14 protein-coding genes are annotated in these 23499 nt (G+C 73.8%); 10 read left to right on the forward strand and 4 right to left on the reverse strand.

Annotated features, from left to right (window positions below; all coding sequences use genetic code 11):
- From ABZ860_RS08345 to ABZ860_RS08355, 3 genes are read left to right on the forward strand one after another with little or no spacing between them, the layout of a single operon-like run.
- On the forward strand, positions 1-771 hold the full coding sequence (locus tag ABZ860_RS08345) for a hypothetical protein (protein ID WP_357216834.1): 771 nt from the start codon (positions 1-3) through the stop codon (positions 769-771).
- Positions 771-2042: an SseB family protein gene (locus tag ABZ860_RS08350; RefSeq protein ID WP_357216837.1), complete on the forward strand. Its 1272-nt coding sequence runs from the start codon at positions 771-773 to the stop codon at positions 2040-2042. The genes ABZ860_RS08345 and ABZ860_RS08350 overlap by 1 nt, the downstream gene beginning before the upstream one ends.
- A gap of 38 nt (positions 2043-2080) precedes the next feature.
- Positions 2081-2419, forward strand: coding sequence for a hypothetical protein (locus ABZ860_RS08355; protein WP_357216839.1), 339 nt, complete (start codon positions 2081-2083; stop codon positions 2417-2419).
- An 11-nt stretch (positions 2420-2430) separates the two neighbouring features.
- Here ABZ860_RS08355 and ABZ860_RS08360 read toward each other — a convergent pair whose 3' ends face one another.
- Entirely contained in the window at positions 2431-2802 is a 372-nt protein-coding gene (locus tag ABZ860_RS08360) for a cupin domain-containing protein (protein WP_357216842.1), read from the reverse strand.
- Positions 2803-2904: 102 nt separating this feature from the next.
- Between ABZ860_RS08360 and ABZ860_RS08365 the strand changes: the two genes are divergently transcribed.
- From ABZ860_RS08365 to ABZ860_RS08390, 6 genes are all read left to right on the forward strand, one after another.
- Positions 2905-3759 (forward strand): AraC family transcriptional regulator, encoded by an 855-nt coding sequence (locus ABZ860_RS08365; RefSeq protein ID WP_357216845.1) that lies wholly within the window; start codon positions 2905-2907, stop codon positions 3757-3759.
- A gap of 79 nt (positions 3760-3838) precedes the next feature.
- Complete coding sequence (locus ABZ860_RS08370) at positions 3839-4261, forward strand: YbaB/EbfC family nucleoid-associated protein (RefSeq protein ID WP_357216848.1); 423 nt, start codon at positions 3839-3841, stop codon at positions 4259-4261.
- Positions 4258-4608 carry a hypothetical protein gene (locus ABZ860_RS08375; protein ID WP_357216850.1) on the forward strand — a complete coding sequence of 117 codons (351 nt, stop codon included), beginning with the start codon at positions 4258-4260 and terminating at the stop codon, positions 4606-4608. Before ABZ860_RS08370 ends, ABZ860_RS08375 begins: the two co-directional genes overlap by 4 nt.
- 2 nt (positions 4609-4610) lie before the next feature.
- Complete coding sequence (locus tag ABZ860_RS08380; RefSeq protein WP_357216853.1) at positions 4611-14501, forward strand: hypothetical protein; 9891 nt, start codon at positions 4611-4613, stop codon at positions 14499-14501.
- On the forward strand, positions 14501-15010 hold the full coding sequence (locus tag ABZ860_RS08385) for a hypothetical protein (protein WP_357216856.1): 510 nt from the start codon (positions 14501-14503) through the stop codon (positions 15008-15010). The genes ABZ860_RS08380 and ABZ860_RS08385 overlap by 1 nt, the downstream gene beginning before the upstream one ends.
- Positions 15011-15020: 10 nt before the next feature.
- Positions 15021-15563, forward strand: a complete 543-nt coding sequence (locus tag ABZ860_RS08390) for a hypothetical protein (protein ID WP_357216859.1) — start codon at positions 15021-15023, stop codon at positions 15561-15563.
- Between the two features lies 1 nt (position 15564).
- Here the strand turns inward: ABZ860_RS08390 and eccB are convergent, their stop codons facing one another.
- Positions 15565-16980 carry a type VII secretion protein EccB gene (eccB, locus tag ABZ860_RS08395; RefSeq protein ID WP_357216862.1) on the reverse strand — a complete coding sequence of 472 codons (1416 nt, stop codon included), beginning with the start codon at positions 16978-16980 and terminating at the stop codon, positions 15565-15567.
- A 254-nt stretch (positions 16981-17234) separates the two neighbouring features.
- Between eccB and ABZ860_RS08400 the strand changes: the two genes are divergently transcribed.
- Positions 17235-17507, forward strand: a complete 273-nt coding sequence (locus ABZ860_RS08400; protein WP_189181307.1) for a WXG100 family type VII secretion target — start codon at positions 17235-17237, stop codon at positions 17505-17507.
- Positions 17508-17585: 78 nt separating this feature from the next.
- Here ABZ860_RS08400 and ABZ860_RS08405 read toward each other — a convergent pair whose 3' ends face one another.
- The gene (locus ABZ860_RS08405) at positions 17586-18206 is read right to left on the reverse strand and encodes a GNAT family N-acetyltransferase (protein ID WP_357216865.1); all 621 of its coding nucleotides are present in this window, start codon (positions 18204-18206) and stop codon (positions 17586-17588) included.
- Positions 18207-18252: 46 nt separating this feature from the next.
- Positions 18253-23022 (reverse strand): FtsK/SpoIIIE domain-containing protein, encoded by a 4770-nt coding sequence (locus ABZ860_RS08410; protein WP_357216867.1) that lies wholly within the window; start codon positions 23020-23022, stop codon positions 18253-18255.
- Between the last annotated feature and the right edge of the window lie 477 nt (positions 23023-23499).

Genomic DNA, 23499 nt, shown 5'->3' on the forward strand with positions numbered 1-23499 from the left:
ATGTCGGACATCTGGAATGCGCGCAGCAACTTCATCACCGGCGCCGGCCTGGCGGGTATGGCCGCGACACTTGAGCCGAGCGCGCTGACGCTGGCGGGGCTGCTGGCCACGATGATCGCCGATCCCGACTCCATGTCGCGGGGCGCGCGCGAGTGGCGCAACGAGGGAGGCGACGACGCCAAGGCGTCCCCCGACATCGGGCAGCTGCGCAAGGATCTGAACGGGCAGCTCGTCGCGCTCGAGTCGAACGAGCATCTGAAGGGGCAGATGCTGACCACGGTGAAGCAGAAGTTCGCCGAGCTGGACACTCAGCTCGACGGGCTGGACAAGGGGATGAAAGGCGTCGGCGACAGCCTCGACTCCGCGGCTCAGATCTACACGGTGGCCAGTCTCATCTCGCTGTCGATCGGCGGGGCGGCGATGACGCTGGCGAGTGCCAGCGCCGCCGCCAAGGCCAACCCGATATCGCTGGCCGCGATCCAGCCCGTCGTGACGGGGGCGATGGCCTCCCTGTCGAGGGTCGCGCAGAGAGTGTTCACGGTCCTGGGGAAGGTGAGCTGGAAGGTCGCCGCCATCTTCGCGGGGGTCGCCTACCTCACGGGCGGCGCCCAGCAGAAGTTCCCCGGCATGCAGGCGATCGCGATCCAGGCGCCCGACTTCACCAAGGCCAAGGTGGCCTTCAACCCGTACAGCGGCGGTCTCACCGATCCCCTCCCGGACCCGGACGACCTGCCCAAGACGCCGTCCTTCATGCCTCCCATCACCATCTGATGGAGTGGGCGGCCAGCGCGTTCGAGCGGCGGCTCGGCGCGGCGTACGACGCGGGAGACCTCGCGGTCTGCCTGAGCATGCTCAGGGACACCGAGCTGGCGCTGCCCGCGCCCCCGGAGGGAGGCGCCGCCTGGCCGACGATCACCGGGCCCGACCGGGTGTGGCTGCCCGCCTACACCTCGGCCGAGGCGATGCGGGCGGCCACGGGACTGTCGGCGATCAGGATCACCTCGCTGGTCGAGCTGGCCGCCGGCTGGCCCGATCCCCGGTGGGGCCTGGCCGTCAACCCCGGCCTGCCGGTGCGCTTCCTGCTCGAACCGGGGACCGTCGCGAGGCTCGCGGTCCCCACCCTCGCGCAGGACCGCAGGGCGGAGCCCGAGCCCGCGCTGCCGGTCGTGCAGAAGCCGCTCATGCCGGACGACCTGCGCGACCACCTCGGCGAAGGGGAGTCGCGCGTCTCCGGCTACTGCCATCACGCCCTCGACGTCGCGCACGTGGCGACGCCGGCCGTGCTCGCCGACGCCCTCGGCCGCGGCGCCGACGACGGTCTGATCAGCGGCGAGGGCTCGCTGTTCCTGCTGCGGTGGCGCACGGTCGGGCTGAACCTCTACCGCACGCCGTACGGCGGGACCGACGAGGCGGGCATGGCGGCGGTCGCCGGCTGGGTCATCGAGGAGCCGCCGTTCGTCGGCATGGGCCTCGCGCCGAACGTGGACGCCCTGGTCCGCGAGTACAAGGTGGACGCCGTACGGCTGCCGCACGGCGCGGAGATCGTCGAGCTGACCACGGCCGGGACCGAGGTCGTACGCGCTGTCTACGACGGCGACCTCGGCCGCTGGCTGCCTGGCGAGCACCCCGCGCAGGCCCCGGCGAGCTCCTATCGGGCGCGCTGGCGGGGAGCCGAATTCGCGGCCAACCCGGATGCGGGACACGACGGGCTGCTGATCCGGCTGCTCGGCGAAGGCCCGGGCGACGGGTTCGAGGAGCGGGCCCCGGGCCGCTTCGTGCGGCCGGTGCCCGCCGAGGAGTGCGAGGCCGTCTTCCACGTGACGCGGGTGTGCGAATGGCGCGGCGCCCCCTGCCTCGTCCGCGACGAGCGCGCGGGCGAGCTGCTGCTCGAATACACCGGCGGGCGGGTGCCGGTCGCGCGGGCACTGGGCATGGAGCGGATCGAGCGGGGCGTCCACCGGCGCTGGGTGGCCCGCGCCGAGGTGAGCGAGCTGCGCGAGCACGCCGAGCCCCTCGACCTGGGGCTCACCGCATCGCATTAGCCTGATCGGGACGACTCGGATCGGAGGGACGGACACAGATGAGCGAGACCGATCCGCACATCCACGTCGAGCGGCAGGTGATGCAGGCCGGCGCCGCCTACCGCAACCTGATCGCGTCGTCGTTGGGGCGCGCGCCCGACGCGCCGAACGTCGTCACCGCCGGTTGCGGGCTCCGGGTGCCCTATGCGATGACCTCGACCCGCCCGGAAAGCGTCACCTGCCTCGCCTGCCGGGAACACGCCTGCCGGGAGCACCTGCGCTACGCCGAGCAGGTGGAGCGCCTGAGCCGGATGCCCGGCGCGCCCGTCTCCGGTGAGCAGGCGGCCAAGGCCGCGCAGTGGGCCCGGGACCTCGCGAACAGGTTCTCCGGTGCGTGATTCACCGCCGTCTACTCGAGGGATTCGGCGGCTTTGGTCATCGGGCCTCCCGCGTCACCGGTGTTGAGCGTGCCGACCGGCTCCACCAGCATGACGGCCGTCTCCTCCTCGGCCACCGGGCAGTGCTCCACACCGCGGGGCACCACGTAGAGTTCGCCGGGTTCGAGGACGACGTCCCCTTCCCTGAGCTGGATGGTGAGCCGGCCACTGACGACCACGAACAGCTCGTCGGTCTCCGGGTGGGTGTGCCAGACGAACTCTCCCTTCAGCCTGGCGAGCTTGATCTCGTAGTCGTTGAGCCCGGCGATCTTCTTCTGCGTCCACAACGCGTCGATCAGGGAGAGCTTGTCGGCGATGTTGACGGGGGTGAGGGAAACGGACATCGTGGGGCACCTCTCGCTCGGATGCGCACCGCCCGGATGGGGCGATGGCGGATGTGCTGAGCGTGGCCTGCTCCGCTGCCGCCCGTCTTGTACGTTTCTAGCGTGATCGCTCACCATCCGCCGACGATCAGCGCCTGGCGGCCACCGGTGCGGGGCATCGCCGAGGTCTTCCACGCGCACTTCACCGATCACGCCTACCCGGCCCACACCCACGACACGTGGGACCTGATGATCCTCGACGACGGCGCGGTCGACTTCGGGCTGGACCGTCGCCGGCACGCCGCCGCCGACCTCTCCGCCGTTCTGCTCCTGCCGCCCGGTGTCCGGCATGACGGCAGGACCGTCACCGCCGCCGGCTTCCGCAAGCGCGTGCTCTACCTGGACACCACCGTGCTGCCGGAACGCCTCATCGGTAAAGCGGTGGACGCCCCCATCCTCGCCGACCCACTGCTGCGTCACCGGATCCACCGGCTGCATACCGCTGTGGGCCGTCCGGGAGAGGTGCTCGAGGCCGAATCACGCCTGTTCTTCGTGGCGGAGAGACTGCGCTTCCACCTTGAGGCGTTCCGGCGCCGGGCACCCGGTCGCGAGGCGCACCGGCTGGCCGTCGAACTGCGCGAACTGCTGGACTCCCGTGTCCGTGCGGGTCTGACGCTGCGGGAGGCCGCCGCCGTCCTCCACGCCCACCCCACGCACTTGATCCGCTGCTTCACGCAGACGTACGGCCTGCCGCCGCACACCTACCTCACGGGCAAGCGCGTAGAACTGGCGCGCAGGCTCCTGCTGAGCGGTCGACGCCCGGCCGACGTGGCGACGAGCGTGGGATTCCACGACCAGGCGCACCTGAACCGGCATTTCACCCGGCACGTCGGCATCACACCCGCGCGCTACGCCACCGGCGGGGCGTACCCGCCCGGCGCCCCGGCCGCGTCGGCGAACCCAGGGAACGGTCACTAGCCGAATGTCAAACCAAGGTGTGATAATCCCGGATATTGGACATAGATCATCGTCGAGGTGAACGCGTTCGATCGGGGTGATGAACACGGCCGGGGGACAGATGCCGGACGCCGCCGGCATGCGGGCGTACGCCGAGGAACTGCGGGCCACGTTCATGCGCCTGCAGGAGGAGGCGCCCGCGCTGCACGAGAAGGCGCGTGCCGTGCAGGTGACGCAGAAGTCGCGGGACGGGCTCGTGGCGGCCACCGTCGGCGCGAACGGCGATCTGATCAGGCTCGACCTCGACCCGCGCATCTACCGGCGGCAGGACGCGCGCGGCCTGGCGGACGCCATCACGCAGACCATCCACGCCGCCGCGGCCAAGGCACAGGACCGGGTCGTCGAGATCTTCGCGCCGCTCATTCCCGCCGAGCAGATGAGGGCGCACATCGAAGGTGACCTCGACACCGTGCTCGAACAGATGTCGAGGCAGTTGCCGAAGCGGACGCGGGAGAGCCAATGAGTGAGCTGTTCGAGGTGAACTACGTCGACATCCGCCCGCAGCAGCTCGCGAAGGGCCTGTCGCAGTGGCACGCCGCGTCGACCGGCGTGGAGAGCGGCTACGCCGCCAGCCTCGGGGAGATCCGGCGGCTCAACGCCGCCGAGCCGTGGGGGCACGACACGGCCGGCGCCGCCTTCCGCTCCGCCTACATGGAGGGCGACGGGCCCGACACGCTGATGAAGCACGGCGAGGAACTCGCCGCGAAGGTGGTCGAGCTCGGCCCGACCGTACGACGCAGCGCCGAGAACGCCCGGGGGATGGACGCCGAACGGGCCAGGGAGGTGCGCGAGATCCTGAAGCGGGTCTGACGATGACGCACTCCTCCACGGGCGCTTCCACGACCGGTGCGGGCTCCGGCGCCAAACCGGCCACGACGAACGGCGAGGTCGCCTCGACCGCCGACGGGCTGCCCGAGTTCGCCGACGGCGGCGGCTCGGTCGTCGACGTCACCCCCGCCTGGGGCGAGTCGCTGCCCGCCTGGGCCGACGACCTCATCGCCCTGCTCACGGCCGGCCAGACGTGGCCGGACGCGAGCGAGAGCCTGCTGTGGCAGCTCGCCCGGGCCCACCGGTCCGCGACCGCGAGCGTCGTCCAGTCCGTCGATCCGGTGGGTGCCGCCGCCGTCGCCGTGCTCAGCGGGATGCAGGGCCCGTCGATGCAGGCGTTCCTGAACCGGCTCGGCGAGCACTATTCGGAGCAGTCCGGCCTGCTCCGGGTGGCGAACAACCACTTCGCCTATGGGGCGCAGGCCGACAACTTCGCCCGCGAGACGCAGTATTCGAAGCTGTCGGTCAACGTGGTGTTCTGGATCGCGCTGATCGCCACGTTCATCGCGCTCGTCGCCGCCTTCTACTCCGCCGGGGCCTCCACCCGGTTCATCGGGCCGATCGCCGCCCGTGCCCGGGCCGAGACGGAGAAGATCCTCGAACGGCTCGCCCTCGCGGCCGGCCGTCCCGCCGCGGCCCAGGCGCTCGCCAGAGGGACCGTGCTGGCCTCGGTCCGGGCCGGCCTGCTCGGCCGCATCCTCGCCAACCCCCTGGGGAGGGAGCTCGTCGAGGAGATCGGCGAGGAGGTCGCGGGAGACGCCCTCGCCCAGGCCGAACAGCGGAAGTCGGGCACCCGCGACGGCTGGGACTGGAAGAGGTCCGGCGCCACCGCCCTGGGCGCGGGGGGCGGCGCGGTCATCGGCATGCGGGCCGCGCGCCCCGTCAGCAATATGGTCAACAGGATGCCCCTGCTCAGGGGGCTGAACACCGAGGCCCCCGGCTTCGGCAACGCCTTCAAGCGCTTCCCCGGCCGGGCGCTGACGACCGCCCTGACCAACGTGATCGCCTCCCCGGCCGGCGGTGCCGTCGCCAACATGGCTGTGTACGGCCGGTGGGAGCTACCCGACGGGGAGTCGCTGCTCGGGGCCGCGCTGTCGGGCGCCGGGCGTACGAACACGATCAGCCCGTTCAACCCGGAAGCGATCCAGGCGGTCGTCAGCCCGCGTACGGCCCTGGCCTCGGCGTACGACACGAGCCTGCGCACCGACCTGAACCGCGCCTTCGCGGCCATGTCTCCGGATCCCACCGCAGGACAGCCTTCGGGCGGCGCTGCGGGTCCCGCGAACACGACTGCGGCCGGCGGCGGCCAGACCGCGAGCGGCGGCGGGTCCACGGGCTCGGGCGGCACGAGCACCGCGTCCGTCGCGGGGCAGCCCTCCGGCCCCCCGGCCGCCGCATCCGGGGCCGGCCAGGCGGCCGCCGCGACGCCGAGCGGATCCGCCCAGGCGCCGAGCGCCGCGCCGTCCGGCCAGACGACGGCCGCCGCACACACCGGCTCCGGCCAGGCGGCCGCCACCGGCCCGTCTTCCGCGCAGTCCGGCCCGAGCACGACGAACCCCGGCTCCGCCAGTGCCACCGCTTCCGCCAACACGAGCGGTGCCAATCCTGGGGCGGCGGGTTCCGGCGGCTCGACGAGCGCGGGCAACCCGGGCAACGCGAACGCGGCGGGCGCGAGCGGCACCAACCCCGGTTCGTCCGGCTCAGGCAACCCGGCCAACACAGCGGGCGTGAACAGCACGGCGGCGGCCAATACGGCGGGCGCGGCCAGCACGGCGGCGGCCAACCCCGCTGCCGCCGGCTCCGCGAGCACGCCCGCCGCGTCCGCACCCGCCACCCCCACCGCGACGCCCACGCCGGCCGCGTCCACGGGTGCGCCGTCGTCAGGCGCGTCGTCGTCTGCTTCTCCCTCTGGTGGCACCACGTCGTCGGCCGCGGCGTCACCGGCCGCCTCGGCGCCGGCGGCGTCGTCGGGGACGACCGGCGGCAGCACTTCAGGGAGCGCGACCGCGGCGCAGGCCTCGGCTCGCACGGCGGTCTCCGATGTGCTGTTCACGATCGCGCCCGACGTGCTCTTCCTGCGCGACGGACGGGGCGCCAGGCTGACCGGTCCTGAAGGACGACCGATCCAGCTGTCGGGCGAGGACATGAAGGCCGTCGCCGACCGGCTCACGGCCCGTGCCGCCGAGGGCGTGGACGTGCCTCGGCTCCGCGCGGAGGCGGCCGCCCTGCTGGGGGCGAGGATCGCCGAGGAGAGCCTGGATAACCCGGTCGAGGGGGCCCTCGACGCGCTCGCCCGGCTCGCCGGCGCGACGCCGGACAACCGCGCCTCCGCCGTGGAGGTGGCGGGCGAGGTGCTGGAGGACAACCCCCGCGGCTGGCGGCCCGAGCGGCTGAGCGACGCGGGGGCCGGGCTGGTGGAGGAGGCGGCGGCGGTCCCGCCGCACGGACCCGACCACGCCCTTCGCGTCGGACGCTCCTCCGGCACCGCCGCGGACATCGTCCGCCGCGCCGAGACCCTCGCCGGGATCCCGTCCACCACGTCCTCAAGCACCGCGCCCTCCTCGACCACTGTGCCCTCGACCACCGGGACCGCTCCGGCGACGAGTTCCCCCCGAGCGGCCAACCCGGCGGGGCCCGGGACGGGGCCGTCCGGCACGCGGCCGGGACCGCGTACGACCCGGGGGCGTGGCCGGGTGAACGCCCGGCCCATCGCGCGGAGCCTGTTCGTCGCCGACGGCAGGCCGCCGCACCTGGCCGACCTGTCGGCGCGGGAGGCGGAGCAGGGCTTCCTGTCGCTCCACGCGTCCGACGTGGGTCCGGACGTGACGGGGCTCAGCCGAGCCGGTGAGCGGACGGTCGCCGTGGACACGGGCCGATTCGGCGCGCAGCACTTCCGGTTCGAGATCGGACGGGTGCGCGGCGGCCGTCTCGCCAGGACCAGGGTGCGGTCGGGCACGGCCGCGGACCCCCACGTCGTACGGCTGTCGCCGCGCCTGGCGAACGACATCCTGCCCCGGGTGTGGCTGCACGAGATCAGCGACGTCTTCCAGCGGATGTCCGGCCCCCGGCAGGGCGTGATCCGCTCCTTCCTGAGCCGTACGGCCGAGCCGGACGCCACGTCCTGCGTGACGGCCCGTTATCGGGAGCACGTGCTCCTGGACAGGCAGTGGCAGGCGGCCCCGGCGCAGGAGCGCCCCGCCATCGCGCACGAGATCGAGCAGCTGGGGCGTGAGATCGAGAAGCTCGGGCACGTCGCCCCGGCGCCCCCCTGGTCGGCGCCCCGGCCGCCCGCCGCATCCCGGCCGGCGCCCGGCCCCGCGACGCAGACCTCCACCGCACAGAGCCCGACCACGCCGAGCCCCACCACGCCGGGCTCGACGACCACGCCGAGCCCGACCACAGCGAGCTCGACGACCACGCCGAGCTCCACGGCGCCCGATCCGGTGGCGGACCTGCTCGGGCTGGCCCGCACCCAGCGGGAGACGCTGGCGAAGGCCGTCGACGAACTGCTCAAGGCGGTCAAGGAGAAGATCGACAGCACCAGGGCGGCCACGGCCGACGCGAAGAAGGCCGAGGAGGCCGCCGAGAAGGCGTCGCGGGAAGAGGACAGCGGCGCCGAGGAACGCCGCCGCAAGGCGCTGGCGGACCGCGCCGTCCACCGGGCGAGCGCCGAGCGTGCCCGCCTGAGCAAGGAGGCGTACGCGCGGGCGGTGCGGCGGGCGGTCGCGGCACGCACGAAGTACGAGACGCTGGAGAACGCCCTGAACGCCCTCCCCCCGGGCCGGACGGGCACGCTGCCGGCGGAGGTCGCCCGGCTGGCCCGGGAGGCGGAGGCCGCCCACACCGCGTACAAGGAGGCGTTCGCGGACGCTTTGCCGTCGACCGACGTCCTGACGGAGGCGACGCCCGCGGGCCGGCTGCCCCACCTCGAACGGCTCACCCAGGTCGTCAACGACATGCTCGTACGCGCCGGGGTCGACCACCGCTATTCGCCCGACGAGCTGTCGCACGTGCTGCGGTCGAACTTCAGGGGGCTGGTCTCGCAGGACGGCGTGATGCTGCGGGTGGGCCGCGGCACGCGGGCCGAGCTGCGGTTGCGGCTGAAGGTCACGGACCTGGTCGAGGTCTTCGGTCACCCGGTGCGGCACTCCCAGTCGATGCTCGGCCAGTTGCCGCAGGGCGGCCGCTCGGCCTCCGCCACCGCCAACCGCGCGCTGCGCGTGGCGCCGAATTTCGACGTGAACACCATGAGCAAGCCGTGGCAGGACATCCACTGGCTCGGCATGCTGATGAAATTCGGCGTGTTCAAGGGCGGTTTCACCCGTGGCTGGAGCGAGTCGTTCAGCGGCAACGCGTCGGAGTTCGCGCTGGCCGGCGCGGTGCAGGACAACGCGGGCGAGGCGCTGGTGCTCGACGGGCTCGCCGCGGCGGAAGTCGAGCTGCGCACCGCGACCGGCACCGAGCGGGCGCGCGTGGACAGCGGCGCCGCCGGCGACGCGCGGAGCCTGCAGGTCTACCTGCCGCACACGCACGCGCAACGAGGGCCGGCCGAGGTCACCCGGATCCCCCCGAAAGAGCGGCAGCGCACGCCGTTCCCCGAGCACGCGGTCACCGGGCTGACCGGGCTGCAGGACCTCGCCGAGCGCACCGCGGCGCGGACCGGCCACCCCGAGATCGGCGGCATGACCCGCGACCAGATCTTCACGATCCTGACGAGGGAGCTGCCGGCCCGGCTCGGCGAGGCGATCAACGATCCCGAGGGGCTGCGCCGCCCGATCACCGTGAACGGGCGGGTGGTCGGCTACGTGCGGATCAAGACCGAAGTCGTGATGGACACGGCGCGGCCGGTCGGCACGCCGAGCACCAAGCACCGCCTGGAACGGCTGCGTGTGGGGTTCTCCGGCGCGTCGGGCTCGCGCTCGGCCGGGCGGTCCTTCGAAGTGAAGGGCACCACGGGAGTCCAGCTTCCCGTCGGCGATCAGCACATGCTCGGCGCCGTCGGCCTCGACGACTACAAGACCGCCACGCCGCGGTTCACCGGAGGGCTCGGCCGTTCCTGGTCGCGGTCGCGGTCGATGAGCGCGGGCGGGACCGCCATCCGGCCGAGCGTGCAGCGCTGGGCGGGCCACACCCAGGCGTACGCGCTGGAGCTCGAGCACACGGTGACCGTGCAGCTGAACACCGACGACGCCCCGCACGCCCCCATAAGCGGCCGGAGCACGGGCCTGTTCCGCATGCCGGAGCCGCAGGCGTACCGTTACGGCCTTCCCGTCGACCGGTCGGCTGTACGGAAGGACGGCAGGCTCAGGGACGACCCGAAGCCCGGCACGCCGAAGGGCCGCCTGCCCAGGCTGCCCGACTGGTCGCGGGGCATCGGGGCAGGGCCCGCGCTCGTCCAGAGCAGCGAACGGCCGGAGAGCGTCAGGAACTTCGACGAGGTGCGCGAGAAGGTCGTGGCGGCGTTGCGGGCGCGCGGCCTGCTGCCGGACGAGAACGGCGGCCTGTCCCGTGACCCGCTGACCCGGGCGAGCCAGATCGCCAACATGATCGAGGTGGCCGAGCAGTTCTCCCCGGCCCGCCTGCAGACCGGCTACGACCAGGCCATGCAGGACGGGATCCTCCTCGACCTGGTGAGCCAGGGCATCGGCCGGGCCAGCCGGCATCTCACCGTGCGCATCAGGTTGGAGCAGTCGGGCGCCGAGGATTTCCAGGGCACCAGCGCCGCCGACGTGGTGGCCGACCTCGACATCTCGTCGGAGACCTCCGGCCGCTCGGTCAGCCGGTCGCGCGGCGGGGCCCGGGATGTCGGCCCGGGCCTCGGCCTGGAGACGAAACCGGGCGAGAACGGCTCGACCGGCGGCGGGGTCGGCGCCCACTGGAACAAGGGGCGCGCGGTCTCCACGACCCTCAACGACACGGGCAACGGCGTCACGCTGATCGAGGGCACCGCTCCTGCGGCGGTCTTCGAGGTCCCGCACACGCTCACCGTGGACCTGATCGAGGACAACGGGACGATCACGCCGCTGGCCCAGAGCGACGACGTGTGGATGCGGGTGCTGCTGCCCTCCGACCTCCTGCCGGAGCAGCGGAGCGAGCCCTCGCCGAGCCACCCGACGTCCATGGAGGCGCTGAGCCTGGCCACCCTGCTGCACGTGGACGGCAGCGGCGTGCTCGACGCCCTCCGATCGGTGCTGCCGAAGGCGATGCGGCCGGGCTCGGTGTCGTTCCACCACCTCGCCGAGGCGTTCAACGTACGCAACCTCATCTCCCACCCCGAATGGCTCGCCGCCGACCCCGCCCGGCCTGACACGACCTACAGCACCGCCATGGCCGTGCGCCCGCGCGGCCTGCGTACGCACCGGGCGTCGGCGTGGGTCACGGCCCGGCCGGGCGAGTCGACGTTCGTGACCGCGGCCGACCTGGTGATCGGCGACATCAACTTCACGATGGGCGCCCACTCCACCCGCATGGAGGCGCGCGCCGGACGGTCGGTGGACGCCTCGACCGGCGGGAACGAAGCCCTGCCCGGCCCGTACGGCGGCAAGCAGGAGGGCAGCGCGTCCGGAGCGAGGAGCAGATCGTCCGCGATCTCCGACACGGCGATCTGGGGCAGGGAACGGCTGGCCATCGACACCGGCAAGCACTACGTGTTCGCGATGAAGGCGGACATCACGGTTTCCGGGGACGAAGCGGGCAACCGCCGGGCCGACGCCGAGCCGCTGCGGGACAGGACGGTCGTCTACTCCCTGCCCGAGCGCGACGCCCTCGACCTGTACGGCAGGGGCGAGCTCAAGCTGCCCCTCGACCAGGTGGCCGACGCGGTGACGCGGCTACTTGACGGCAACCTCCGGCTCGACCCGCGTACGGCGGTGCCGCTGGCCCGCAGATACCTGGCCGACCGGGCGCTGGCGCGAAGGGGCGGCCACCCCCGGGCCGACCTGGAGAACAAGCACCCTCGTGCCATGCTCACCGAGCGGATCGCCAAGGACTTCCCGATGAAGCTGGCCGCCGAGGGGAACCGGCTCAAGCGGATGCACGACAGGCTGCCGGACCTCAGCACCCGGGTGGACGTCCCCGACCTGTATCGGGACTCCCTCGGCGAGAGCACCGTCAAGACGGCCCGGCTCACGGGGCCGGACGGCAAGCAGACCCGCCTGATCGACCAGGTGCTCGACCAGATCGGAAAGGTCGCGCCCGGCGCGCTGAAGCGGGACCCGGTCCTGCTGCGCAGCCTGTTCGGCGACTTCGCCGGCAAACGCTGGTGGGGCAAGCTCGACGACATGACCGGGCCGGAGGGCTTCGTCAAGACGTACTCGCTCAAGATCGGTCCGTACCTCACCGAGGACGTCACGGTCAGGATCAGCGCGGTGCTCCACGGCGACCAGGCGACCTACGGCGGAAACGTCCACAACTTCGGCCAGATCCTCCAGGACTACACGTACGGCCAGGAGGACACCGCCGAGTCGTCGGGCAAGACGTTCGGCGGCAACGCGAACGCCGGAGCGGGACAGGCCGTCGGCAGCGGCGGCCGCGCGGTCGCCACCGACCGCTCGCACACCGGCACGGCCTCCACCGGCACCCAGCGGACCCGCATCCAGCGTTCGGCGGCGTTCCGCGGCGGTCAGCTCGTCGAGCATCCGGTGACCATCACGATCGAGGTCGAGCGGTCGTCGAGCCGCCTGCGCGGCGCCGTCGCCAGGACCACCGGCGTCCCCCGGACCAGCCGCGTCACACTGGACGGCACGATGGCCCGGGTGCTGCCGGACGGCATGGTGGCGAAGGAGGGCACGGTCCCCGCGCGGCCGCCCGCCCCTTCCGACGTGCGGCGGGTCGTGCCGCCGGAGGTCTTCGTGACCGAGCGGCTCAGGGCCGACGGGCTGCTGCGGGCCGTGTTCGACCGGCTCTCCCGGAGGGACCTGCTCGGCCGGGCCGACACCATGGAGCACTACGCGGAGCTGGCCAAGGCGCTCACCGGGAACGGGCTCACGACCCGGCTGGAGCGGATGACCGGCCCCGACGGTCACCGGCTCATCCGGCTGCCGATGCCGGGCAGGCCGGGCCAGGTGGTGGACGTGCGGATACACGCCGACCTCTCCGAGCCCGACCCGGTGGCCCTCGGCCTGCAGGACACCGAACTGGGGCAGGTGGACCGCGAGCAGAACACGGCCGGCACGTCCACCGACCGGGGGCAGCTGCTGCCGCTCGGCCGCACGTGGAGCGCGGGGCACGCCGTGGGCGTCGGCACCGACCTCGGGGCCGGCGACCAGACCGCGCAGTCGAGCTCGGGCAGCGGCGGCAACCGCGACGAGACCAGCGTCTTCGAGAAGGGCACCGGCGCCAAGGTGCGGTTCCGGGTCGACTTCGGCTTCCGGTTCGAGGTGCGCCAGGTGGCGCGCGACGGCGCCGAGACCGTGCTGCGGACCGTGGACATCCCGCACGGCGCGACCGGCACGGCCCACCTGATCATGTTCCAGCACGCGCTGGAGGAGATGCTGGCACGCCGCGACGCCGGCGCCGCCCGGCCGCTGTGGGACTTCCACCGGCGGCGGACGGCCGCACCCGGCGTCTTCTTCTCCCACGACACCGTGCGCGCGCTGGCCGTGCGGCATCCGTCGTACGACCCGGCGGCGCCCGCCACGCTCACCAGGGCGATGGCCGAGGTGATCAGAGGACGGACGGGGACGCTGCCGGTGGGCATCGTCGCCGACATCGGCCAAACGAACCAGACCGGCCCGAATCAGACGGGGCCGAACCAGACCGGGCCCATGGCGCTCGTGGAGGAGGCGAGGCTGCTCGCCCGCGACCTCGGCGCCGACGTCCACCTCCATCTCACGCGGCCCGACGGCACCGTCGAGCGCTACAACGCCACGCCCGCGGGCGAACTGTCCGGCGACCCCTTCGCCGAGGCGCTCGGCTCGGTGCCGCCCGACCTGGTGGCGCTGGCCGAGCGGCACGGCCTCGACCTGCGTGACCTGTACGGCGGGCGGTCCGACGGGTTCGCCGACCGGATCGGCGAACGGCTCGACGCCCTCGGCGTCGCCCGGCCCGCGCCGGCCGACCCGGGCTGGCCGGTGCCCGAGACGGCCGCGGACGCCACGTGGGGCGGCACCTCCCTCGTCACCGCCCCGCCCGGCAACGTGACGGCCGAGCCCATCCCCAAGACCGCGTTCGTGGCCGACGGCCGGGCCCCGCACCTGCCCGACCTGTCGAACGCCGAGATCCCCGCGGCCGTCGCCGAGCTGCGCCCGGCGGACTTCGGCCGGGGCGTCCACGCCCTGACCGCGACGCCGGACGGCACGGTCGTCACCGTCGAGACCGCCCGGTTCGGCACGCTGCGCTTCAACGTGCTGCCCGAGGACCCCGGCGGCGGACGCCCGGGCCGTACGGAGGTCGACGCGGGCACGGGCCCGAACGTGATCCGGCTGGCGCCGCGACTGGCCCCCGACGTGGTGGCCCGGGTGCTGCTGCACGAGATCAGCGACACGCTCCAGAAGCGGGCGGCGGCGGAGCAGGGGCTGGTGCGCCGCTTCCTGAACGCCGTCGACCCCGGTTACGACGCCTGCGCCTCCGCCCGCTACAACGAGCACGCCTACCTGTCGCGCCGATGGAGGGCGGCGACCTCCGACGAGGAGCGGGCACGGCTGCGGCACGAGATCGAGGCGGTCGCCCGCGACCTCGGCGCGCGGGGCCAGGTGGCGCCCCCGCCGCCGTGGGTCACCGTGCCGCCCCAGGCGCCGGTCCCCGACCTGTGGGAGCGGATGCGCAGGCTCAGCAACCCTTCGGGCTGGGAGCCGCCCGACGACGAGGACGACGACGAGGACGACACCGTCCACGCCCCGAAGGACACCGGACAGCGACAGGTGAGGAACGTCTGATGCCCTACTCGATCGCCCGCAGCAGGGACGAGGCGCACCTCTATCTCGACCTGAACCCCTGCGCCTGCGGCTCGGCGGACACCGACTGGGACAGCGGCCTGGCGAGCGTCGACGGGGAACTGGTCACCTGTTACGAGGGGCGGTGCGCCGCGTGCGGCGCCGAGCGGGAGCACCTGTTCGGACTCCCCGAGCGGGAGGTGACGCCCACGGGCTTCCCGACGTTCGGCGGCGCGGAGCCGTCCGAGCTGCTGGACCCCGGCGAGTGGCTGTGGGTGGCCGACCTGACGGCGGGCAACGTCCCGGAGGGCGGGCGACGGCAGGCGCTGTCCATCGCGAGGGCCGCGGTCGAGGAAGTGATCAAATTCGTCCCGCCCGGGCAGGACGAGGTGCCCGAGGACGCGTTCTGGTCGGAGCGGGGACGCGCCGTGCGCGCCGCCGAGCCGGGGCGGTTCCGCCTCGACCGGCTCCTTGTCGTACGCGACACCTACCGGGAGCTGGCCGAAGTCTAGAGTGGCTGGAATGGAGCAGGCAGTGCCGATCCCGTACGCGCGGACGCTCGCGGAGGCCCGGCTGTATCTCGCGCTCACCGTGGAGGAGGCCGCGCACGAGGAGCCGCCGGTCGAGGGGCCCGAGGCGTGGACGGTCCGGTACGGCGGGATCGAGGTGCTCGTGCCGTACGCGAGCGAGGCGGAGGCCAGGGACGAGGGGGAGCGGTTCGGCGTCGGCCTGTCCGAGCTGATCGACCCGGGTCAGTGGCGGCTCGCCGGAGCCGGGTACGCGCGCCGCGCGCTCGCCGACGACCTCGAGTACACCGAGGAGCCCGGGGACGAGAGGCTCTTCCAGCGGGTGGTGAGCGGCTGGGAGGCGGCCAGGGACGCGCTCGGGGAGGCGCTCAAGTTCATCCCGCCCGGCGAGGACGAGGTGCCCGCCGAGGCGTTCTGGACCGAGGCGGGGCTGGCCGCCCGCGAGGCGGAGCCCGACTGCTTCCTGCGCGACCGGCTGGCCGAGGACATCGCGTTCTACCAGCAGAATCTGGACGACTTCCGCAGCCTGAACGGCTGACCTACTTGCCGAGCGGCACCGGCACCCGGGCGGCCGCCGGGTCGAGCGCCGGGCCCTCCGGGATGAGATGCAGCAGGTGGGCGGGCACCGGCGCGACGTCGGAGGCGTCGTAGCCGAGCTTCGGCAGCAGGTCGGCCGAGGCGATGGCGAACCTGCGGCCCTGGTCGGTCACCAGGAAGTAGTTCGCGATCGACCCCAGCTGCCCCTCGCCCGGCAGCAGACCGGCGACCGCCGCCGTTCCCGGCGGGAGCAGCACCTGGTCGAAGGTCTCCTGGCCGCCCGGGGTCCTGGGCGTGGGGATCGCGATCGAGGAGCCGACGGTCAGGGTCGCCCGGGTCGAGCCGCCTCGGGTGCCGGCGTAGACCGCGCACAGCGGCGTGGTGGAGGCGGGGGAGGTCATCGTGGGCATCGTCTCGGGCAACCCGCCGCCCAGCACGTTCTGCTGCTTGGACAGCGAGGCGTTGGCCGTGGCCGCGTCGATCGAGATCGGCTGCCGCGGGCGCTTGCCGTACGCCGCCCTGATGGCCGGGTCGGCCAGCAGGAGCGTGGCCTGGGTGAGGGTGATCGGCGCGAGGCCGTCGGACAGCAGGACGTACCAGCGGGCGGGGGCGCCCCCGATGCCGGGCACGGTGAAGACCTGCCCGACCGCCGCGGTGGCCCTTCCGTCGGGCCCCCGGACCCTCCTGCCCAGGTTGGGCACCTTCGGGCCGCTGAAGTCGGGACCTTCGGGGACGGCGTTGAGCCAGGTCGCGGGCACCTTCCTGGGCTGGGCGTTCAGGGCGTTCACCGCGCTGGAGCTCGCCCGCATCCGCCGGTCGCCCCAGACGACCCACTTCTGCCGGCCGTCGTCCACGACCATGGCGCCGCCGCCGAGGGGCCTGCCGCCGACGTCCACGCCGCCCACCAGCGTGACGTACGGGCGCGGCGCTCCGGTGGCGTCGGGGCCGTCCACCACGCACACCGACCACGGCCCGTGCACCAGCTTGTCCTTGGCCGGCAGCGAGTCGGGCGCGCCGGGGATGCCGACGAGCGGCCCGCGCGGCAGCTCGGCCAGTGAGGCGGCGGAGACGTCGCGCACCGTCACGTCGGCGGTGTCGAGCAGCAGCCGGGCGGAGACGTAGTTCGCCACGGGAAGCAGCACGCGCTCCTGCTGGCTGTAGACGTAGGTCGCGCCGGTGTCCTGCTCGACGAGGAGCTGACCGGGTTGGGTGAGCTTGGTGGCGCCGCCCGGCTTGATCACACCCCAGATGCCGAAGACGGCGAGCAGGAGCACCGACAGCAGGATCCCGCAGAACGTGGCCAGGGTGTGCCGCCGCGTCGGCGACTCCGCGACGTCGGGCTCACCCTGCAGCAGCGCCTGGCCCAGGCGCTGCTGCATCAGCCGGTATGCCTGGTAGAGGTCCTTCCGGGTCTGCACGCCACCTCCCTGTCCGAGGGCATGGGAGCCAGCATATTGGCCTCCGGCGCCGTTGTGATCTCCGCCGCCGTCTCCGCCCGCCCGGCCCCGGCCGGGGCTGCCCACGGTTACGGCCGTTAGGAAAAAGGGGAATGGAGTGGCGGAAAAGCCAGATTCTCCCGGCCCTCGATATAGCCGCTCGGCATAAGGGGTTCACAGGATTGACAAAGGATTTACGGTGAGGGCGGCCCCTTTGTCGATGAAGGAGTGACTGGATGAGTAACAGCTTGCTCGGCGGCGACCCCGCGGAGATGCAGAGCATGGCCGCGCAGTTCAGCCAGCAGGCGGACCAGGTTCGCGCCACGATGGCCAACCTCGATCGTGAGGCGGCCAAGGTCGGCACCGCCTGGACCGGCCCCGGCGCGCAGCGCTTCCACGACGCCTGGCAGAGCTACCGGGCGGCTTTCCAGCGCATGGCGGAAGAGCTCAACGAGGCCTCCCGAGTCATCACGACCTACCGCGGCAACATCGAGTCCGCCACCCGCTGACCGCCGCCCGCAGACAACGGCCGCCGGACCGCCATGAACGCCATGGCGTCCGGCGGCCTTCTCATGTGACCGGCCTTCTCAGGTGACCGGCGGTTCTGTCGAGCGGCCGAGATAGGTGACGGGGCCGGGGTCGGGCACCGCGATCTCGTGGAAGCCCATCCGGTCGTAGAACGCGCGGGCGCGGGTGTTGACGGTGAGCATGCTCAGATGCACGGCGGGCACGCCCTTCGCCGCGAGGGCGTGGAGGAAGGCCGTCATCAGCGCGCGGCCGTGCCCGGCGCGCTGGTGGCCCGGGAGCAGGTCGATGTGCAGGTGGGCGGGGTAGCCGGCCAGCTCGGGGAGGACCATCCGCTCGGGGTCGTGCATGAGGGCGACCATCTCCTCCGTGGGCGAGGCCGGTGGGCGCAGCGGCGCCGGGTAGCGGTCGGCCAGCGTGGGCAGCCACTCGTCGCGGTAGGCCTTGACGAAGGCGGGGGTGTCGGCGGTGCCGACGATGTAGCCGACCGCCCGTTCGCCGTCGTCGGCGACGAAGGCCAGGTCCGGCTCCAGCCGGACGTACGGCGCGGCGAAGATGCTGGGCATCAGATCGAGATCGGGATAGATGTGGCGGGAGTCCTCGCCCGCGTCGGCGGTGCGGACGCAGATGTCGTAGAGAGCGTCGCGGTCCGTGTCCTGGTAAGGCCTGATGCGCACGGTCATGCCGAGCAGGCTGACAGGGTGGGAGCGCTCCCAACAAGCCTGGCGCTCAATCCGGCACCGCGGTCTGGATCGGGGTCGCGGCGCCCGAGACGACCAGCAGCCCACGCCCGGGAGGCCCGCCGACCGCGCCGCGCGGCAGCCGCACGGCGAACAGGTCGCCGTCGGCGGGGCTCTGCACGTTGAGCAGCAGACCGGTCCTGCCCTTGCGCGCCTCGGCCGCGAACCCCCGGTAGGCCGTCGCCAGGTCGCCCGTGGCCCCCGCGACGAGCAGGCCGTGCTCGCCGTCCCGTCCGGTGCGCAGGATCTCGTCCAGGGCCAGGCCGAGCGCGGAGTCGGGCGAGATGAGCTCCGCGTCGTCCACCGCCACCACGTAGCGCTCGTGCCCGGCGACCAGGGCGAGCGGGTCGAGCGCGCCCGGCAGGCCGCCGAAGTCGTCCGCGCCGCCCCCGGTCACGCTTCTGGCGTTGCCGTCCAGCACGGCGAGCACCCCCGGCGCCCCGGCGAGGTCGCGCAGCGGGCTGCGGCGCGGGGTCACGACGAGCACGGGCGTGCCCCGGTCGAGCAGCGAGCGTGCCGCCGTGACCAGCGCGGACGACCGTCCCGAGCGCGGCGGCCCGGCGATCACGGCGGCCGGCCCCTGGCCTTGGAGGTCCACGCCCATCGGGGTGAGGGCGTCGCCGCCCGCGCCGAGCAGCGCCCACAGGGCCGACGGCGGCCGGTGCGACGGCGCCAGGTCGAGCGCCTGGCTCGCCGTGATCCGCATCGGCAGCGCGTCCACCCGCAGCGGCGGCTCCGACGGCCAGGCCCACTTCCCGAGGGCGTCCGAGCCGCCGAATCGCGCGGCCGCCGTACGGGCGAGCTCCTGCAGGACCGCCACCTGCGCGGGGCCGGAGGGGTCGTCGCACAGCAGCGCGATCTGGCTTTCCACCAGGCCGTGCTCGCCGACGGCCAGGGCCCTGCCCGGGGGCATGACGCTCGGCAGGTCGCGCATCGGCAGCCCGGCGAGCCCGTAGTCGGCGGGGTCGGCGAGCCGCAGCACGAGCCGGTCCTCGAAGACGGTGGAGATCTGCCCGAGCAGGCCCGACCGGTCGGAGGTGACCACGGCCCGCAGCCCCACGGCGGGCCCCTCCCGCAGCAGCTGCAGCATCGCGTCGACCAGCCGCCCGTAGTCGTAGTTCTCGAACGCGGCGACGTACCCCTCCCAGCGGTCCACCAGCAGCACCAGCCAGGGCAGCGCGCCCACGCCCGTGCGGTCGCGGGCGGCCCGCGACCGGGCGGCGGCGCGGGCCTCGGCCAGCGAGGCGTACCCGGCCTCGGCCAGCAGGTGCTGGCGGCGCCCGACCTCCGCGCGCAGGCGGGTCAGCAGGCGCTCCACCCGGTCGAGCTGGTCGCGGGTGACGACCGCCCCGCAGTGCGGCAGCGCGACCAGCGGCAGCAGCGCGCCCGACCCGCAGTCGACGGCGTGGACGTGCACGTCCTCGGGGGAGGCGCCGGCCGCGATCGAGCCCGCGATCGTCCGCAGCGCGCTGGACCGGCCGCTGCGCGCGCCGCCCGCGATCAGCAGGTGGCCGCCGTGCCGCGGGTCGAGTGTGAGCGGGCGCCGGCCCTGCTCCCACGGCAGGTCCGTCACGCCGAACGGCAGCGGCGGCACCTCCTCGGCCCCCGGCCGGTACGGCGCGGCGCCCGCGAGCAGGCCGCCAGGGGAGCCCGCGGCCCCGACGTCGAGGACGACCTGGTCGGGCAGCGGCGGCAGCCACGGGCTCGGCTGCCTGGGCATGTCGCTCCCGGCCTCCCGCAGCGCGTCCACGAGCAGGGCCAGGTCGGTGCCGCTCGCCGCCTGGGCGGGTGGGGCGGGCAGCGGGTGGCCGAGCGCCTGCCAGGGCAGGTCGAGGACGCGGACATCGTCCCCCGTGTCTGTCGCCCCCGCACTTCGCGGATGTGGCGTGCGGCCGCCGATCCTGGCCGTCTGCACGGCCACGGGCGCTCCGGAGCCGGCCCGCACGTAGCAGCGGCCGGGCGTCGTCCGTGAGATGTGCGCGGCGTCCGGCACGTCGATGACGTCGGCCGACTCGGTGGCGTCGGTGACCCGCAGCGCGATCCTGAGCGAGGTGTTGGCCTGGATGTCGGCGGTCACCACGCCGCCGGGCCGCTGGGTGGCGAGGATCAGGTGGATGCCGAGCGAGCGGCCCCTGCGCGCGATGTCGACCAGCCCCTCGACGAAGTCGGGCAGCTCCGCGACCAGGGCGGCGAACTCGTCGATGATCAGCACGAGCCGGGGCAGCGGCGGCAGGTCCTTCCTGCTCCCGGCGGTCTCCGGCACCGGTGCGGCGAAGATGCCGCCGCCGCGCGCCCGCCGTACGCCGCCCGCGCCGAGCACCCAGGTGGCGCCGCGGGCCCGCTGGTAGTCCTCGATGTCCTTGGCCCCCGCGTCCAGCAGCAGGCGCTCCCTGCGCCGGATCTCGGCGGCCAGCGACGACAGGGCCCGCTGGGTCAGGTGGCCGTCGAGGTCGCTCACCATGCCGACCGTGTGCGGGAGCCGTACGCACTCCTTGAAGGCCGCGCCGCCCTTGTAGTCGATGAGCACGAACGTCATCTCGTCGGGCCGGTTGGCCACCGCGAGCGAGCAGATCAGCGTCTGGAGCAGCTCCGACTTGCCCGCGCCGGTCGTGCCCGCGACCAGGGCGTGCGGCCCGTCCCTGCTCAGGTCGACCTCGAACGGGCCCTCGGGTCCCACGCCGATCAGGGCCCGGGTCGTACGGCCCTGCCGCTCGGCGAGCGCGGCGGGGTCGAGGGGCGCCTCCAGCAGGTCGAGCAGGCGGACCGCGTCGGGCAGGGCGGCGGAGGGGTCGTCGCGGCTCACGTCGCGCAGCGGGGCCAGCGCGCGGGCCAGGCGCTCGGCCCAGGACGGCGACACCTGGTCGGCGCGGATGCCGGTGATCGGGTCGAGGCCGCCGCCGTGGAGGCGCACCCCGCCCTCGCGGTCGCAGGACACGACCGTCGCGCACTCCTCGGGCAGCAGTCGCTCGTCGTCGTCGACGGCGATCGTGTAGACCCCGGCGCGCGGGCCCTGCCGCAGCACCTGCGGCATGCCCGGCAGGCCGCGCAGCACCTGGGCGCCGTCGAGCACGACGAGCACGTCGAAGGGCCGCTCGTCATAGGTCGCGAAGGCCGGTTCGGCGGGCCGGTTGCCGCTCGCGCGCCCCAGGTCGTCCCAGCCGGCCGGGCCGCCGGACAGCCGGGTGCCGCGCGGCACCCCCGGGTAGGGCCCCGAGCCGTTCTCGGCGTCGAGCCGTTCGGTCACCAGGGCGGCGAGTTCGGCGACCCGGCGGGCGGCCGCCTCCGGGTCGGCGCCGACGAGCGCGGCGCAGTCGGACGACAGGGCGCCGCCGCGGGCGGCGGCGTCGGGCGCGCAGTGCGGCAGCCAGCGCACCCAGCCCCACTGCCCGGCGCCGTCGGCGTTGGCCGACAGCACCACGATGGCCAGGTCGCGCGGACTGTGCAGGGCGGCGGCCTGGCCGACGAGCCAGCGGGCGCAGCCGAGGGCCACGTCTCTGGGGCCGGTGAGCCCGGCCACGCCGAGACGCCGCATGACCAGCGCGACCGGGACGTCGTGGCAGGTGGGCGGCTCCCGGCGGGGCGCGTCCTGGGCCGTGCCGCTCTCGGGCTCGAACTCCAGGTCGGCGGGCAGATCGGCCAGCCCCACGCGCAGCCGCAGCGCGTCGGGGTCGTGCACGCGGCGCTCCCACAGCCGGCGGCGCGGGCCGGTCGCGGTGAGCAGCACCTCGGCCGGGTCGGGCGCGCCGCCGCGCCTGGCCTCCTCGTCCTGCCGCACCGCGCGGGCCACCTCCTCCTCGAAGGCGGCCATCCGCTCGCGGTACGCCTTGACCGCCCGGCGGTGCTTCTTCCTGCCGTGCCTGCGGTCGCTCACCCACTGGCCGATCATGATCAGCGGCGTCATGAACGCGATCAGCAGGTAGTACCAGGTGTGGGTGACGGCGGCCATGACCACCCCGAGCACGGCGGGCAGCAGCGCGGCCAGCAACTGCAGCCGCATCCCCTCGCCGCGCTTCGGCTCGGCGGGCACCGTGAAGCGCCGCTGCCGCTCGGGCCGCTGCAGGCGCGGGGGGCGGTTGTAGGCGAGCCCGCCGTCCGGCAGCGCGTCGAGGTGGGCGTCCGGCGGCAGGACCGGCCCCAGGGCGAACACCGAGCCGCCGCAGGCGAGCATGCCCCCGGCCGGCCACGGCACCGCCTCCGTGAGCGGCTCGCCCTCGAGCCGGGCCACCGGGCCGCCTGCGGAGGTCGCGGGTGCCGCGGGCTCCACGGTGGCCGTGCCGGGGGCCAGCCGCACCACCAGCGCGACCGGCGGCATCCGCGGGTCGGGTACGGAGACGGCGCACGCGGGGTCGGCGCCGATCGTGTGCGCGCCGAGCCCGATCCGGTGGACGGTCCCCGCGCCGGGGCCGCCCACCACGCGCAGCTCCGCCGGCCCGCCGGGTTCCTCCGTCACCGTCACCGCGGCGGCGTGACCGTCCACGGCCACCAGGTCGCCATCCCTGAGCAGGCCGAACACGGGCGCGTCCGGGTCGATGGGCCGGCCGTCGACCCACAGCTTCACCTCACCGGACGGCCGGGCCTGCCGGTCCCCCCGGTCCAGGTCGTACGGCGCGCGGGCGTGCGGGAGCCGTACGACGTTGGCCGGGCGGGCGGCGCCGCCGTCGAGCGCTGTGGCGAGGGCGGCGACGGTGGTGCTCTCGTCGCCCTCGACCAGCACGTCGCGGCGGCCGTCCTCGCTGACCACGGTGAGCGTTATCCGCATGCGCGAACTCCCAGAAGGCGGTTGTGCGGCGGCCTCGCGGAAAGCGTTTCATCCCGGGGCGTCCCCGTGAAGATCTCCGGGTGCGCGGGCCCCGCGGCCCGCGGGGGACACGTTAGCCGCGACTCCCGCGCTCATCCGGGCGTTACCCGAAATAGGTAAAGGCGCCTGTCATCGCGTCCTTCGGCGACGCCGTCGTCACCGCCTCCCGCGTATGCCCGCCGTCCACCCTGGCGCTAACAGTGTGAATGGTGTGACAATCGGGAAAGAAGTGCAAACGTACTATCACGAAATTTCGTGTCAGTAAAGCCTTGTGTCGATATGGCGATAGATCCACTCCCGTTGACAGGCGTATTGCTAACGGATAAGCATGGGTCGCGCATCAGGGCACTTATGGCGGCGCAAGCTGGCCATAATGGAGTGAATTCGCAACAAACGGCAAGACCATAAACAGATTCGAGCGGCCCGAAAACAGAAGGG

The organism is Microbispora sp. NPDC046973 (assembly GCF_040644495.1).
GTDB lineage: Bacteria > Actinomycetota > Actinomycetes > Streptosporangiales > Streptosporangiaceae > Microbispora.

Bases quoted from the DNA above. Each gene is read 5' to 3' on its own strand.
- ABZ860_RS08345 (WP_357216834.1), top strand. From the start codon at position 1: ATGTCGGACATCTGGAATGCGCGCAGCAACTTCATCACCGGCGCCGGC.
- ABZ860_RS08350 (WP_357216837.1), top strand. From the start codon at position 771: ATGGAGTGGGCGGCCAGCGCGTTCGAGCGGCGGCTCGGCGCGGCGTAC.
- ABZ860_RS08355 (WP_357216839.1), top strand. From the start codon at position 2,081: ATGAGCGAGACCGATCCGCACATCCACGTCGAGCGGCAGGTGATGCAG.
- ABZ860_RS08360 (WP_357216842.1), bottom strand. From the start codon at position 2,802: ATGTCCGTTTCCCTCACCCCCGTCAACATCGCCGACAAGCTCTCCCTG.
- ABZ860_RS08370 (WP_357216848.1), top strand. From the start codon at position 3,839: ATGAACACGGCCGGGGGACAGATGCCGGACGCCGCCGGCATGCGGGCG.
- ABZ860_RS08375 (WP_357216850.1), top strand. From the start codon at position 4,258: ATGAGTGAGCTGTTCGAGGTGAACTACGTCGACATCCGCCCGCAGCAG.
- ABZ860_RS08380 (WP_357216853.1), top strand. From the start codon at position 4,611: ATGACGCACTCCTCCACGGGCGCTTCCACGACCGGTGCGGGCTCCGGC.
- ABZ860_RS08385 (WP_357216856.1), top strand. From the start codon at position 14,501: ATGCCCTACTCGATCGCCCGCAGCAGGGACGAGGCGCACCTCTATCTC.
- ABZ860_RS08390 (WP_357216859.1), top strand. From the start codon at position 15,021: ATGGAGCAGGCAGTGCCGATCCCGTACGCGCGGACGCTCGCGGAGGCC.
- ABZ860_RS08400 (WP_189181307.1), top strand. From the start codon at position 17,235: ATGAGTAACAGCTTGCTCGGCGGCGACCCCGCGGAGATGCAGAGCATG.
- ABZ860_RS08405 (WP_357216865.1), bottom strand. From the start codon at position 18,206: ATGACCGTGCGCATCAGGCCTTACCAGGACACGGACCGCGACGCTCTC.
- ABZ860_RS08410 (WP_357216867.1), bottom strand. From the start codon at position 23,022: ATGCGGATAACGCTCACCGTGGTCAGCGAGGACGGCCGCCGCGACGTG.